A 13,211-nucleotide genomic window follows, 5' to 3' on the forward strand; every position below is an offset into this window, starting at 1 on the left:
CCCTAGAACCGCTTGCTCACCCGCACATAGCCGAGGCGGCCACGCGGGTCGTAGACGAAGCGGTCGAAGCCCTGCAGGTCGCTCGAGATGACCGAGCTGTGCGGGTACTGGTCGGTGGCGTTGATCACCCCCACCGCGATGTCGGCGTCCCAGGCGTCCAGCGACAGCTGGTACTGCAGGTCCAGGGTGGCCAGCGCGTCGTACTCGTAGCCCTCGAACGCGTTGCCGGGCGCGGTGAAGTTCTCCTCGTACGCGGAGATGTAATTGACCGTCGTCGTGAAGGTGTGCGGCCCCGCAGCGAACGAGCCGATCGCGGAGAGCCGGAGCTTCGGCAGCGAGCGGGCGAAGTTCTCGAAGTTGCGCTTGCCCGAGATGTCCTGCTTCCGCCCCGCGATCGTGGTCTCGTACTTGTTGAGGTAGGTCCCCCGCAGGGTCAGGTCGAGGCGGCCGAGCTCGTACTCCTGGTTGGCCGTGGCCGAGAAGTCGATCCCGTCGGCGACCACCGAGTTCTGGTTCACGAAGCTCACCCGCACCTGCTGGATCAGGCCGCGCGGGTCGCCGCCCGCGCGGGTGATCCTGGGATCGTTCGGGTTGGCGCTGACGATCGCCTGGAAGCTCTCTTTGACGATCAGGTCCTCGTAATCGTAGCGCCAGTAGTCCAGCGTGAAGCTGAGCTGCGAGTGCGGGTTCCAGATCGCGCCCAGGCCGAAGTTCTTCGCCGTCTCCGGCTCTAGTTCCGAGCCCGGCACGGTGAGGATCTGGGTGAAGAACGGGATCAGGCTCGGGTTGAACGGGTCCACCACCGCGTTGTTGATCGTCGAGATCGAGGAGATCTGCGACAGCGACGGCGCGCGGAAGCTGGTCCCCGCCGAGGCGCGGATCACCAGGCTGTCGAGCGGCTCCCACCGCAGCGCTGCCTGCGGGCTGAAGTTGCCGCCGACGCGGGAATAGTGGTCGTAGCGGGCCTGCAGCTGCAGATCGAGGTTCTCGGCGATCGGGACCGCCAGCTCCCCGAACACGGCCCACACCTTCTGCGAGATCTCGAAGTCCGGGCCCGAGAACAGGAAGATGAAGTTGCCGGTCTGCTGGTCGCGGTCGGAGGCGAAGTCGAGACTCTCGTGGCGGAACTGCGCGCCCACCGCGGCGGCCACCTTGCCGGCCGGCAGGTCGAACAGGTCGCCGGTGAGGACGCCCTCCACCGAATGCATCCGGCCCTTGTACTTGCGCCAGGAGTCGGCGGTGAAGTCGTCGATCACCCGCGGGTCGTTGGCGAGCGCCGGGTTGGTGATCGACGACCCGAACGGGTTGAAGAACTGGTTGTTGTTGGGGCCCCCGACGCCGTTCAGGGCGGCGTTGAACCGGTCCTCCAGCGTGTCGCGGATATTGGTCGGCGAATAGAGCTGCTGGGCGAAGGTGTAGGAGGCGTCGTAGCGCCAGCCGTCGATGAAGCTCTCGCCCCGGGCGCCCGCCACCGCGCGCACCATGTCGGAGCGGCGCCGCTGCTCGTTCGCGGGATAATTGATGTACATCAGCGGCCGTCCGTAGAAGACCACCGGCACGCCGAACCCGCCGTTCGCCACCAGGTTGCCCGGGTTGTTCGCCGGGATCACCGGGAAGGTGAGGTTCGAGTAGGACGGCGACGAGAACAGCTTGGCCTCGTTGTGGGCGATCCCCAGCTCCGCATAGAGCGTGTGGTTGTCGCTGGGCCGGTACTCGGCGGTCGCGTAGCCGAGGATCCGCTGCTCCGGCGAGATCAGCTTGAAGGCTTCCGAAAGGTCCGAGCCGCAGAGGCCGAGGTTGGTGTTCGGCACGAACGGGGTCGGGATGCCGCCCAGCCGGGCGCAGTTCGGATCGATGGTCGGCAAGGCCGCGGTCAGCGGCCGGAAGGCGCCGGGGAAGCCCAGGGCCGAGCGGATCTTGTGAGCCGCGAAGGGCCGGTCGTTCTGGGCCAGCGGGGTGCGGTAGAGGCCTTCGATCCCGGCCACGAAGTCCCAGTTGTCGCCGGACAGGCCGCCGACCACGCCGAGGTTGATGTCCTCCTGGCTGTCCTTGAAGGTCGACTGGTACTGCGCCCGCAGCTCCAGGCCCTCGAAGCGCTTGCGCATCACGAAGTTGGCGACGCCGGCGACGGCGTCCGAGCCGTAGAGGCCCGACCCGCCGTTCTGCAGGATCTCCACCCGGTCGACCATGATCAGCGGGATGGTGTTGATGTCGACGAAGCTGGACCCGTCGTCGAGCGGCACCGGCGAGACCACCTGCCGGCGACCGTTCACCAGCGTCAGCGTCGAAGCGACGCCCAGCCCCCGCAGGTTGATGTTCGCCATCCCCAGCTGGTAGGGCGCATTGGTGTTGTCCGGCGTCGAACGGGCGCCGTTGGCCATCGGAAGGTTCTTGAACAGGTAGTCCGAGGTCAGGACCGACTGCTTCTGCAGCTCGTCGCTGCCCAGCACCGACACCGGGTTCGGCGTGTCCTTCACCGGGCGCTGGATGTAGCTTCCGGTCACCACCACCTCGCCCACCGTGGACGTGTCCTGGGCCGCGGCCGCGCCCGCCCAGACCATGAGGGCGACGGCCGAGGCCCCCGCCAGAACCCTTTGACGATTGCGGCGGGCATGCCCCCGCGAGGCGTCGACACGCGACATCCCGGTCTCCTTCCCCTTCTGCCGGCGGCATGGGCCGCCGGTCCTATCCTTTGCCGGACGTCGCCGGCTGCTCCGGTCCTGACCCGACCATCAACGACGTTGACGGTTCGGGTCGGCCGGCGGTATTATTGCTTAGATATAGAAGCTTTTTGGCCGACGCAAAAGACGGCTTTTTGTGGTCCCCGGACGGCAGCCGGCGCGGCCCTGCCGTTTTGACATTCAGGCAGAACCGCCGCACTCAAACCGGACGATTTCCGGACGGACGGCGTGACCCCGAGCGAACAGACCCAGCCCCTCCTGCTCTCCCTGTTGCAGGCGTTCTACTGGTGCGACGAGAGCCTCCAGAACTACCTGCGCTCGCGCGGCTGGCCCGAGGTGACGCGACCTCAGTCGATGGTCATGGCCAACGTCGTGTCAGGCGTTGGGCGCCCGTCCGACATCGCCCGCAGCATGGGCGTCAGCCGCCAGGCCGTGCACACGACGATCAACCAGATGATCGAGCTGGGCATGGTGGCCCTCAAGGACGATCCGGACGACCGGCGCATGAAGCTGGTCACGCCGACGCCGCTTGGCGAAACCATGCGCCTCGACGCTCAGCGCGCGATCCGGATCATGACGGAGGAACTGTCCCGCCGGCTGGGCGCCGAGCGCGTCGCGCAGGCCGCCCAGTTGCTGGCGGAGGACTGGGGCCCGCCACTGAATTTCGCTCAAGACTGAGCCGGCCGGGGATTTCCCGTCAACGAAATTGACGAACTGGTAATCCGTGCTCCAACATGCGCGCCCCGCCGGGGGCCCGTGAGGAGCGCGCATGTTCAAGATGTCCTTCGCCGTCTATCGACGCCCCGAGCTGACCCGCGAGGCGTTCCTCGACTACTGGCGCAATGTGCATGCCCCCCTGGCCGTAAAGCATGCGGGCGCCCTGCGCATACGGCGCTATGTGCAGCTGCACGCTGGCGACTACGAGATCGCGCGGATGATCACCCAGTCGCGCGGTTGCCAGCCGCCCCACGACGGCGTGGTGGAGATCTGGTGGGACAGCGAGGAAGACCGCATGGCCGCCGCCGCCTCTCCGGAGGGACAGGCCGCGGCGCGCGAACTGATCGCCGACGAGCTCCGCTTCTGCGACATGAGCCGCGCGACCGTGGCCTTCGGTTATGAACATGTGATCATTGATAACTAAGCTCGGCTACAGCGAGCTCGAGAGAATAAAACGCGCGACGTCCGTAGCTTACGCCAGGTGACGCTAAGTCATCCCGTCAACTTCATTGACAGTGTCGTCAACCTAACTGACAGTTTCCCTTAGGCGGGCGCAGACCCGCACGGCTCCAGGCCGAACTCATCAGGGGAAACACATGTCCAATCTGCTCAGCCGTCACCTATGCCTCACCACCGCCATCGCACTGGCGATGGCGACGCCCGTCCTGGCGCAGGAAACGGCGCTCGACGAACTCGTGGTCACCGCGCAGAAGCGCGAACAGAACATGCAGGACGTGCCGATCTCGATGTCGGTGGTCACCGGCGAGCAGATCGCGGACTACCACCAGACCGACCTGCACGACTTGATGAACTCCGTGCCGAACGTCTACGTCCAGCGCCTGAACGCGGCCGACGTGGTCTACATCCGCGGGTTCGGCTCCGCGCCGGCCAACTTCGCCTTCGACCAGTCGGTCTCGATGTACAAGGACGGCATCTACGCCGGCCGCGGCAAGCAGTTCGAAGCGCCGTTCTTCGACATCGAGCGGGTGGAGGTCCTCCGCGGGCCGCAAGGCGCGCTGTTCGGCAAGAACACCCCGGCCGGCGCCATCAGCATCGTCACCGCCGGGCCGACCCGCACCTTCCAGGGACGCGTCGCCGGGGCCTACAACTTCGATCTCGACGGGACCGAGATCTCGGGCTTCGTCTCCGGCCCGCTGAGCGAGACCCTGAGCGCCCGCCTGGCGGTCAAGTTCCTCGACCAGGACGGTTGGATCCACAACGTCAACACTGGCTACAACGACCCGCGTAAGAAGCAGCGGCTGGCACGCGCCTCGCTGCGCTACGAGCCCAGCGAGGCGGTCGACGTCACGGCCAAGCTCGAATATTCAGACTCCCAGGTCCGCGGCGCCAACATCGTCCTTGGCCCGCCCAATGCCGCGGGTCCGGTCACCACCGTCCGCTACTCTGACGGCAATCCCTTCGGCTATCCGGAAGCCAACAAGGTCCGATCGACCAACGGCTCGGTCGTGGCCAACTTCGACTGGCGCGATCACACGGTCACCACGGTGACGGGCTATTCGCACTACGACGCCGAACGGACGAACGTCTACAGCACCGATGTCCCGGCGCTCTACTCCAACCGGATGCCCGAGGAGTTCGAGCAGGTCTCGCAGGAGGTTCGCCTGCTCTCGCCGGTCGGCCAGCGCCTGGAGTACGTGGTGGGCGCCTACGTCGACCGCAGCACCTACGACCTGGGCTACTACCTCGCCTACAACATGCTGGGCGGCACGCTCGCCGGGCGCCAGCACTCCGAGTTCGAACAGACGGCGAAGACCTACTCGCTGTTCGGCCAGGGCACCTTCAACGTCACCGACGACCTGCGCCTGATCGGCAGCCTGCGCTGGACGCAGACCGACAAGAAGGGCGCCTACGACACCTATCTCGACTCTGGACGGCCCCAGCGGGCCATCACCTCGGCGCGCGGCAAGCTCAGCGAGGACTACCTCGATCCCTCGGTGACCGTGCAGTACGACCTCACTGACGCGATCATGTTCTACGCCGTCTACGGTCGCGGCTCGAAGTCCGGGGGCTTCGTCAGCAACTCGTTCGGGACGGTGGACTCCACCTTCATTTTCAAGCCGGAGAAATCCACGAACTACGAGGCCGGCATCAAGTCCACGCTGAACGACGGCCGGATCGTCCTGAACGTCTCCGTCTACGACACCACCTTCAAGGACCTGCAGAGCTCGATCTACGACCCGACGATCAGCGCCTTCGTGACCAAGAACGCCGCCCAGGCGTCCTCACGCGGCGTCGAGGCGGTGTTCCTCTGGCAGCCGGTGACCAGCCTCAAGGTCACCGCGTCGGGGGCCTACCAGGACGCCAAGTACGACGACTTCCCGGGCTCCACCTGCCTAGCCAGGCAGCCGGTGATGGAATGCAATCCAGCCAACCCCGCCAGCATCGCGGCGAACAACATCGCGGGCGCCCCCCTCACCTATTCGTCCAAGTGGACGGGCAACCTGCAGATCGCCCACAAGGCGGCGCTCACCGAGGATCTCCAGCTCTCGTCTGCGATCGGGCTGGCCTACCGCTCGAAGTACTACAACGCCGACAACCAGAGCACCGTCTACGGCGTCCAGAAGGGCTACACCAAGATCGACGCGCGGCTCGCCCTCGGCCACGTCGACAGCGGCTGGGAGGTGGCCCTGGTCGGCAAGAACCTCACTGACGAGCGGACCTACAACTTCTCGTTCCTGCTGCCCGCGCCGCTTACCGCCGATCCGCGCGTGCACAAGTTCTTGGACGAGCCGCGCACCGTCCTGCTCGAGGCCTCCCTCGAGTTCTAGGCCCTCTAACGGCGTCGGGGCCCGCGCCCCGACGTCCCCCCACCAGAACCGGAGACTTCCGATGGCGCTCAGCCCGGAACAGCTGGCCCAGCGCGCCGAGATAGGCGACGTCGTCCTGGGCTACGCCACGGCGATCGACAGCCGCGACTGGAACCTGCTGCGGTCGATCCTCACGGACCCGGTGCACATCGACTACAGCTCGATGGGCTCGCTCAACGACGACATGCCCGCGGAGGCGTGGGTGACGCGGCTGAAGTCGCTCTACGGCTTCGACGCCACCCTGCACATGATTTCCAACCTGACGTTCAGGGTGTCGGGCGAGACGGCGGTCTGCACCTCCTACGTCAACGCCATGCACTTCCTGAACGACGCCGGCCGCGAGTACGGCGCGCACGCCTGCGGCGTCTATGTCCACGAGTTGGTCCGCAAAGACAGCGCCTGGAAGATCCGCAAGTGCACCTTCCGCCTCGCCGGGCGGCAGAGCGGAGACGCGGCGTTCGAACAGGCCTTCGCCCGCGCCCGCGAGCTCGCCCCCAGCCGCACGCCCGAAGGGCAATGAGCGCCGCGCTCCCCCTCGACCGCGGCGCGGGCGCCGACAGGCGATGGGCGCTGGCGCTGATGCTAGCGATCTCCACGCTCGCCTTCGTGGACCGGACCATCCTCAACACCGTCGGCCAGGCCATCAAGGACGACCTGGGCATATCCGACCTGCAGCTCGGGCTGCTCGGCGGGGCGGCTTTCGCCCTTCTCTACGGCCTCTTGGCCCTGCCGGTGGCGAGGCTGGCGGAGCGGCACAGCCGGGTCACCATCATCAGCGTCTCGGTCGCGTGCTGGTCGATCATGACGGCGCTCTGCGGATTGGCCGGCTCGTTCAGCCAGCTGCTCGTGGCGCGCATCGGAGTGGGGGTGGGCGAAGCCGGCGCCACCGCGCCGGTGCACTCCCTGATTGGCGACTACTACCCACCCCGGAGGCGCGCCTCCGCCATCGGCATCCTCGGCCTGGCCACGCCGCTCGGGCTGGTCGTCGGCGGGATTGGCGGCGCCGTCCTCGCCCAGGCCCACGGCTGGCGCATGGCGCTGCTCATGGTGGGCCTGCCGGGCCTGGTCCTGGCCGTCCTCACCCGCCTCACGGTGAAGGAGCCGGTGCGGGGCCACGCCGAGGGCGCCACCGACACCGAAGTGCCCCCCTTCTCCGCGGTGGTCCGCCGCCTCGCCGGCAGCCGCACCTTCCGCCATGTGCTGGTTGCAGCGATCCTGACAAACTTCATCGGGGCGAGCGTGATCAGCTTCATGCACCCCTATTTCGTGCGCGCCTTCCAGCTCAGCTACACCGACGCCGCCTACCTCTTCGCCCTGATCAACGGCATCTCCGTCACTGGCGGATACCTCTTCAGCGGCCTGCTGACCGACCGCCTGGTGAAGCGCGACCTGCGCTTCTACGGCTGGCTGCCCGCCGCCTGCATGTTCATATCGGCGCCGGGATACCTGATCGGCTTCGCCCAGACGGAAGTCTGGGTGGCGGTCGTGGCGCTGATGCTGCCGGGACTGTTCTGCGCCGCTTGGTACGCGCCGACGTTCGCCATCACCCAGAACCTCGTGACGCCCAGGATGCGGGCCTCGGCGATCGCCCTCCTCGGCCTCTCGACCAGCCTCATCGGCATGATGCTGGGCCCGGTCGCCACCGGCGCCCTGAGCGACGCCTTCGCCGCCCGCAGCTTCGGCCCGGGCTACGCCGGGGCCTGCCGCGGCGGGCCTGCGGCCACGGGACCCGCGTGCGAGGCGGCGTCGGTCGACGGGGTGCGCTTCGCCCTCATGGCGGTGGTCCTGCTCTTCTTCTGGGCCGGGACCCATTTCCTGCTGGCGGCGCGCCACGCGAGGCGCGAACTTGCGTCCGGCGGGGTCCTCGTCACCATCAACGAAGTTGACGGTTTGCAGGCTAAGGGCGTATGATTGCTTAAATACCGAAGTATTGGCTAAGCTCCGGCTGCGGGGCTTGGCGGCGCCGCAGAGCCGCTCGGCTGAGCGGCGTCAGACGGCGAAAGACGTGGAGGAAGTCATGGCGAACAGGAACACCGAGTTCGAGATCCGGGGGGTCAATCACCTGGCGCTGGTCTGCAAGGACATGGCCGAGACGGTGAAGTTCTACCGCGACGTGCTGGGCATGCCGCTGATCAAGACCCTCGACCTGCCGCGGGACCTGGGCCAGCACTTCTTCTTCGACATCGGCAACGGCGACAGCCTGGCCTTCTTCTGGTTCAAGGACGCCCCGCCGGCCGAGCCCGGCCGCTCGTCGCCGGCGAACCTGCCGACCCAGGGCAACATCGCCTCCGCCCACGGCTCGATGAACCACATCGCCTTCGACGTGCCGGCCGAGAAGTTCGACGAGTACGTGCAGCGGCTTAAGGACAAGGGGATCGCGGTCTCCAAGGTCCTCAACCACGACAACTCGCCCACCGCCTCCAGCGAGGAGGTCACCGACGACGTCTTCGTCCGCTCGGTCTACTTCTTCGATCCGGACGGGGTCTGCCTGGAGTTCGCCTCCTGGGTCGGCAAGCCGTTCGACGAGGACGACGTGGCCCACGCCCCGATGACCGCCGACGGCATCCGCGATGAGACGGTGATCGTGCCGCTGGCCAAGCGCCGGAAGCTGCAACCGGCCGAATAGGCCGGACACGATCACCATCGGGAGGACGACCATGGACGAGGCCGCCGTGCGCGCCTTCGCCAAGCGGTTCTTCGACGCCATCGAACAGGGCGACGTCGATACCGTGCGCGACAGCTACACGCCCGACGTGGGCATCTGGCACAACTTCGACGACAAGGTGCAGAGCCGCGAGGAGAACGTGGCCACGCTGCAGGGCATGGTCGGGCGGATCAGCGACCGGGTGTACGACAACCGCCAGCTCGAGGTGTTCCCCGGCGGCTTCGTGCAGCAGCACGTGCTGTGGGGCACCCGCAAGGACGGCAGCCGAGTGAGCCTGCCCGCGGCGATCATCTGCCGGATGCGCGATGGGAAGATCGCGCGGCTGGACGAGTACCTCGACAGCGCCCACGTGGCCCTCTTCCGCCAGACCTTCTGACGCCCCCATGGGGGCTGCGGAGGAGATCACGGCCTGGCTGCGCGAGGCGGGCCTCGCCGGGCCTGCCGAGGCGCCGGCGGTGACGCCGCTCGCCGGCGGCGTCTCCAGCGACGTGTTCCGCGTGGACCTGGCCCGCGGGCCGGTCTGCGTGAAGCGGGCGCTGGCCCAGCTCAAGGTCGCCGCCGACTGGCGTGCGCCGGTGGAGCGCTCCGCCAACGAGGCCGCCTGGCTCCGCGCGGTGCGGCCGCTCCGCGGGCCGATCGTCCCGGAGGTCCTGGCCGAGGACACCCGCCGCCACCTCTTCGCCATGACCTGGTTCGAACCCGCCTCGCACCCGGTCTGGAAGGCGGAGCTGACCGCGGGCCGGGTGGATTCCGCCTTCGCCGCCGCCGTCGGGCGCGCGCTCGCGCGGGTCCATGCCGGGACGGCGGACGCTCCGGACCTGGCCCGCGCCTTCGCCACGGACGCCATGTTCGTGAGCCTGCGGATCGAGCCCTACCTGACCCACACGGCCGCCGCCCATCCGGCGCTCGGCAGCCGCCTCGGCGCCATCGCGGAGACCACGCTGGCCACGCGCCGCGCCCTGGTGCACGGCGACGTCAGCCCGAAGAACATCCTCGGCGGCCCCGACGGGCCGGTGTTCCTCGACGCTGAGTGCGCCTGGTACGGCGATCCGGCCTTCGATATCGCCTTCTGCGCCAACCACCTGCTGCTCAAGGCCGTCTGGCAGCCCCAACACGCCGCCGCCTACGCCGCGGCCTTCGACGCCCTGGTCCGCGCCTATCTCAAGGGCGTCGCCTGGGAACCGGCCGAGGCGTTGGAGGCGCGCGCCGCGCCCTTGCTGGCCGCCCTCCTGCTGGCCCGCATCGACGGCAAGTCGCCGGTGGAATACCTCACGACCGAGGCCGCCAAGGCGCGGGTGCGCGACGCCGCATCCGCCCTCCTCGCGCGGCCCGCGCTCCGGTTCGCCGACGCGGCCGGCGAGATCCACGACCGACTGGGAGCTCCATGAAGCACGAGATCGCCACCGTCCGCGGCCGCCAGATCTGGGACAGCCGCGGCCGGCCCACCGTGGAGGCCGAGATCACCCTGGCCGGCGGCGCATGGGGCCGCGCCTGCGCGCCGGCCGGCGCCTCGCGGGGCGCGCACGAGGCCATCGACCTGCGCGACGGCGGCGAGCGCTTCGGCGGCTTCGGCGTCGACCGGGCCGTCGCCGCGGTGAACGGCGAGGTCTCCCGCGCGCTCGCCGGGCGCGACGTCTGCGACCAGGCGGGCCTCGACGCGGTGCTGGCCGAACTGGACGGGACACCCAACTTCGCCCGGCTGGGCGCCAACGCCGCCGTCGCCGTCTCCCTGGCCGCGCTCCACGCCGCGGCGGCGGCGGAGGGCCAGCCGCTGTGGCGCTGGCTGGCCGAGGGCCGCGCCGTCCGCATCCCCCTACCCGAGGTGCAGATCTTCGGCGGCGGGGCGCATGCTGGCCGCCGGACAGACGTGCAGGACTTCATGGTCATGTGCCCGCGCACGCCGAGCGTGCGCCGCGCCTTGGAGATCACCGCCGACGTCTACCGCGCGGCGGGCGCGATCATGGAGGAGACCGGCCGGCTGGCGGGCGTCGCCGACGAGGGCGGCTGGTGGCCCCTGTTCGCCTCCAACGAGGAGGCCCTGGAGACCCTCGCCTGCGCCATCGACCGCAGCGGCCACCGGGCCGGCGAGGACGTCTTCATCTCCCTGGACGTGGCGGCGAACGAACTTTCCCACGGCGACGGCTACCGGCTGCCGCTGGACGGCGCCGAGCTCACCTCCGAGGCCATGGTCGAGCGGGTCGCCGGCTGGGCGGCGCGCTTCCCGATCCTCTCCATCGAGGATCCCGTCGGCCAGGACGACACGGCCGGCATGGCGCTCGCCACCCGGCGGCTCGGCGAGCGGGTGCAGATCATCGGCGACGACTTCCTGGTGACGAGCGCCGAGCGGGTCGCCCGCGCCGCCGAGGCGGGCGCGTGCAACGCCGTGCTGGTGAAGGTCAACCAGGCGGGCACTGTGACGAAAGCCAAGGCCGCGCTCGACGCGGCGAAGGCGCTGGGCTGGGCGGCCATCGTCTCTGCCCGGTCGGGCGAAACCGAGGACGTCTCCATCGCCCACCTCGCGGTCGGCTGGGACGCGGGCCAGCTCAAGGTCGGCTCCTTTACCCGCTCCGAGCGGATGGCGAAGTGGAACGAGCTGCTTCGCATCGAGGAGCAGATGGGCGATGACGCGGTCTACGCCGGCGCGGGCGCCCTGCCGGCGTCCGTGGGCCGGGGGATCAGATGAAGGCCGTCCTGCACTACCGCGCCAGCGAGGGCTTCCGGGCCGAGCTCGCCCGCCAGGCCGCCGAAGCCGGCGTCGACACCGCCGTCGTGGACGAGACCGACGATGCGGCCTTCGCCCGCGAGTTCGCCGACGCCGACGTCATGCTCCACGTGCTGAAGCCGGTGACCGCGCAGATGATGGACCAGGCGCCGCGGCTGAAGCTGATCCAGAAGCTCGGCGTGGGCGTGAACACCATCGACCTCGCCTCGGCCCGCCAACGCGGCGTCGCGGTGGCCAACATGCCGGGCGTGAACAGCCAGGCGGTGGCGGAGATGACGCTCGCCCTGATGCTGGCCGTGCTGCGCCGGGTGACCTACTTCGACCCCCTGGTCCGCGCAGGCGACGGCTGGCAGCCGGACCTCGCCGTCCTCGACAGCGTGGGCGAAATCTCCGGTCGCACGATCGGATTCGTAGGCTACGGCGAGGTCCCGAAGCGACTGGCCCCGGCCCTGCAGGCGCTGGGCGCGGAGATGATCTACACCGCCCGGACCGCGAGGACCGACGCCGTGGGCCGCTTCTGCGACCTGGCCGAGGTGGTGGAGCGCGCCGACATCCTCTCCCTGCACATCCCGCTCACGGAGGACACGCGGGGCGTCATCGACGGGCTGGCGCTCTGGCGGATGAAGCGCGGCGCGATCCTGATCAACACTGCCCGCGGCGAGCTGGTGGACCAGCAGGCGCTCTGCGAGGCCCTGACCGCCGGCCAGCTCGGTGGGGCCGGCCTGGACGTCTTCAACGGCGAGCCCGTGGACCCCGCCGATCCGCTGCTCGCCCTGCCGAACGTCGTGCTGGCCCCCCACGTGGCCTGGCTCACGCCCGAGACCCTGGCCCGCAGCCTGGAGGCCGCCTTCGACAACTGTCGCCGGCTGCGCGACGGCGCCCCGCTCCTGAACCAGGTGGTCTGAATGGCCGTCGTCCTCGTCACCGGCCAGCTCCTCACGGAAGAGGTCTGGGCCCCGCAGGTCCCGGCGCTGCGCGAGCGCCACGAGCTGGTCTTCGCCGACCATACCCGCGACGACACCATCGGCGGCATGGCCGAGCGCCTGCTGGCCGCGGCGCCCGATCGGTTCGACCTCGTGGCCCAGGCCATGGGCGGCTTCGTGGCCTTCGAGGTGATGCGCCGCCAGCCGGAGCGCATCCGGAGCCTGGCCCTGCTCGCCACCCTCGCCCCGAACGACGGCCCCGCCCAGACCGAACGGCGGCAGGGCTACATCCGCCTCGTCGAGGCCGGGAAGTTCGAAGACGTGGTGGAGGAACGCATCCCGATCCTTGTCCATCCCGCCCGCCGGGAGGACGAGCCCCTGCTCTCGGTGGTGCGCCGGATGGCGGCCGAGACCGGCGCGGAGACCTTCCTGCGCCAGCAGCGGGCGATCATGGCCCGCGCCGACAGCCGCCCGACGCTTTCCCGGATCGCCTGCCCGACCCTGGTCGTCTGGGGCCGCCAGGACGGCATCACCACCGAGGCCCACCAGACCGAGATCGTCGAGGGAATCCCCCACGCGCGCCTGGCGGTGGTGGAGGACTGCGGCCACCTGGCCACCCTGGAGAAGCCCCTGACGGTGACCCGGCTGCTGAGCGAGTGGCTGGCCGGCGCCTAG

Annotated in this window: 12 protein-coding genes; 11 read left to right on the forward strand and 1 reads right to left on the reverse strand. The window is 69.2% G+C overall.

Annotated elements, in window-relative coordinates; all coding sequences use genetic code 11:
• Positions 1–2: 2 nt before the first annotated feature.
• Positions 3–2,642, reverse strand: a complete 2,640-nt coding sequence (locus VM685_RS17370; RefSeq protein ID WP_325461439.1) for a TonB-dependent receptor — start codon at positions 2,640–2,642, stop codon at positions 3–5.
• 267 nt (positions 2,643–2,909) lie between these two features.
• Here VM685_RS17370 and VM685_RS17375 point away from each other — a divergent pair, with 267 nt between their 5' ends.
• From VM685_RS17375 to VM685_RS17425, 11 genes are all read left to right on the forward strand, one after another.
• On the forward strand, positions 2,910–3,359 hold the full coding sequence (locus VM685_RS17375) for a MarR family winged helix-turn-helix transcriptional regulator (RefSeq protein WP_325461440.1): 450 nt from the start codon (positions 2,910–2,912) through the stop codon (positions 3,357–3,359).
• Between the two features lie 91 nt (positions 3,360–3,450).
• Complete coding sequence (locus VM685_RS17380) at positions 3,451–3,822, forward strand: EthD domain-containing protein (RefSeq protein ID WP_325461441.1); 372 nt, start codon at positions 3,451–3,453, stop codon at positions 3,820–3,822.
• Positions 3,823–3,994: 172 nt separating this feature from the next.
• Positions 3,995–6,187, forward strand: coding sequence for a TonB-dependent receptor (locus VM685_RS17385; protein ID WP_325461442.1), 2,193 nt, complete (start codon positions 3,995–3,997; stop codon positions 6,185–6,187).
• 61 nt (positions 6,188–6,248) lie between these two features.
• Positions 6,249–6,746, forward strand: a complete 498-nt coding sequence (locus VM685_RS17390; protein WP_325461443.1) for a nuclear transport factor 2 family protein — start codon at positions 6,249–6,251, stop codon at positions 6,744–6,746.
• Positions 6,743–8,137, forward strand: coding sequence for an MFS transporter (locus VM685_RS17395; RefSeq protein ID WP_325461444.1), 1,395 nt, complete (start codon positions 6,743–6,745; stop codon positions 8,135–8,137). Before VM685_RS17390 ends, VM685_RS17395 begins: the two co-directional genes overlap by 4 nt.
• A 106-nt stretch (positions 8,138–8,243) precedes the next feature.
• Positions 8,244–8,852 carry a VOC family protein gene (locus VM685_RS17400; protein ID WP_325461445.1) on the forward strand — a complete coding sequence of 203 codons (609 nt, stop codon included), beginning with the start codon at positions 8,244–8,246 and terminating at the stop codon, positions 8,850–8,852.
• A gap of 31 nt (positions 8,853–8,883) precedes the next feature.
• A complete protein-coding gene (locus VM685_RS17405) occupies positions 8,884–9,267 on the forward strand; it encodes a nuclear transport factor 2 family protein (RefSeq protein WP_325461446.1) in 384 nt (127 codons plus the stop codon).
• A gap of 7 nt (positions 9,268–9,274) precedes the next feature.
• Positions 9,275–10,279, forward strand: coding sequence for an aminoglycoside phosphotransferase family protein (locus VM685_RS17410; protein ID WP_325461447.1), 1,005 nt, complete (start codon positions 9,275–9,277; stop codon positions 10,277–10,279).
• Positions 10,276–11,574: a phosphopyruvate hydratase gene (eno, locus tag VM685_RS17415; protein ID WP_325461448.1), complete on the forward strand. Its 1,299-nt coding sequence runs from the start codon at positions 10,276–10,278 to the stop codon at positions 11,572–11,574. Before VM685_RS17410 ends, eno begins: the two co-directional genes overlap by 4 nt.
• The gene (locus VM685_RS17420) at positions 11,571–12,518 is read left to right on the forward strand and encodes a 2-hydroxyacid dehydrogenase (RefSeq protein ID WP_325461449.1); all 948 of its coding nucleotides are present in this window, start codon (positions 11,571–11,573) and stop codon (positions 12,516–12,518) included. Before eno ends, VM685_RS17420 begins: the two co-directional genes overlap by 4 nt.
• Entirely contained in the window at positions 12,519–13,211 is a 693-nt protein-coding gene (locus VM685_RS17425; RefSeq protein WP_325461450.1) for an alpha/beta fold hydrolase, read from the forward strand. It abuts the gene before it with no gap.

The organism is Phenylobacterium sp. (assembly GCF_035539035.1).
Taxonomy (GTDB): Bacteria; Pseudomonadota; Alphaproteobacteria; order Caulobacterales; family Caulobacteraceae; genus Phenylobacterium.

Coding starts and splice junctions, on each gene's coding strand:
- VM685_RS17370 (WP_325461439.1), bottom strand. CDS start 2,642: ATGTCGCGTGTCGACGCCTCGCGGGGGCATGCCCGCCGCAATCGTCAA.
- VM685_RS17380 (WP_325461441.1), top strand. CDS start 3,451: ATGTTCAAGATGTCCTTCGCCGTCTATCGACGCCCCGAGCTGACCCGC.
- VM685_RS17385 (WP_325461442.1), top strand. CDS start 3,995: ATGTCCAATCTGCTCAGCCGTCACCTATGCCTCACCACCGCCATCGCA.
- VM685_RS17390 (WP_325461443.1), top strand. CDS start 6,249: ATGGCGCTCAGCCCGGAACAGCTGGCCCAGCGCGCCGAGATAGGCGAC.
- VM685_RS17395 (WP_325461444.1), top strand. CDS start 6,743: ATGAGCGCCGCGCTCCCCCTCGACCGCGGCGCGGGCGCCGACAGGCGA.
- VM685_RS17400 (WP_325461445.1), top strand. CDS start 8,244: ATGGCGAACAGGAACACCGAGTTCGAGATCCGGGGGGTCAATCACCTG.
- VM685_RS17405 (WP_325461446.1), top strand. CDS start 8,884: ATGGACGAGGCCGCCGTGCGCGCCTTCGCCAAGCGGTTCTTCGACGCC.
- VM685_RS17410 (WP_325461447.1), top strand. CDS start 9,275: ATGGGGGCTGCGGAGGAGATCACGGCCTGGCTGCGCGAGGCGGGCCTC.
- eno (WP_325461448.1), top strand. CDS start 10,276: ATGAAGCACGAGATCGCCACCGTCCGCGGCCGCCAGATCTGGGACAGC.
- VM685_RS17420 (WP_325461449.1), top strand. CDS start 11,571: ATGAAGGCCGTCCTGCACTACCGCGCCAGCGAGGGCTTCCGGGCCGAG.
- VM685_RS17425 (WP_325461450.1), top strand. CDS start 12,519: ATGGCCGTCGTCCTCGTCACCGGCCAGCTCCTCACGGAAGAGGTCTGG.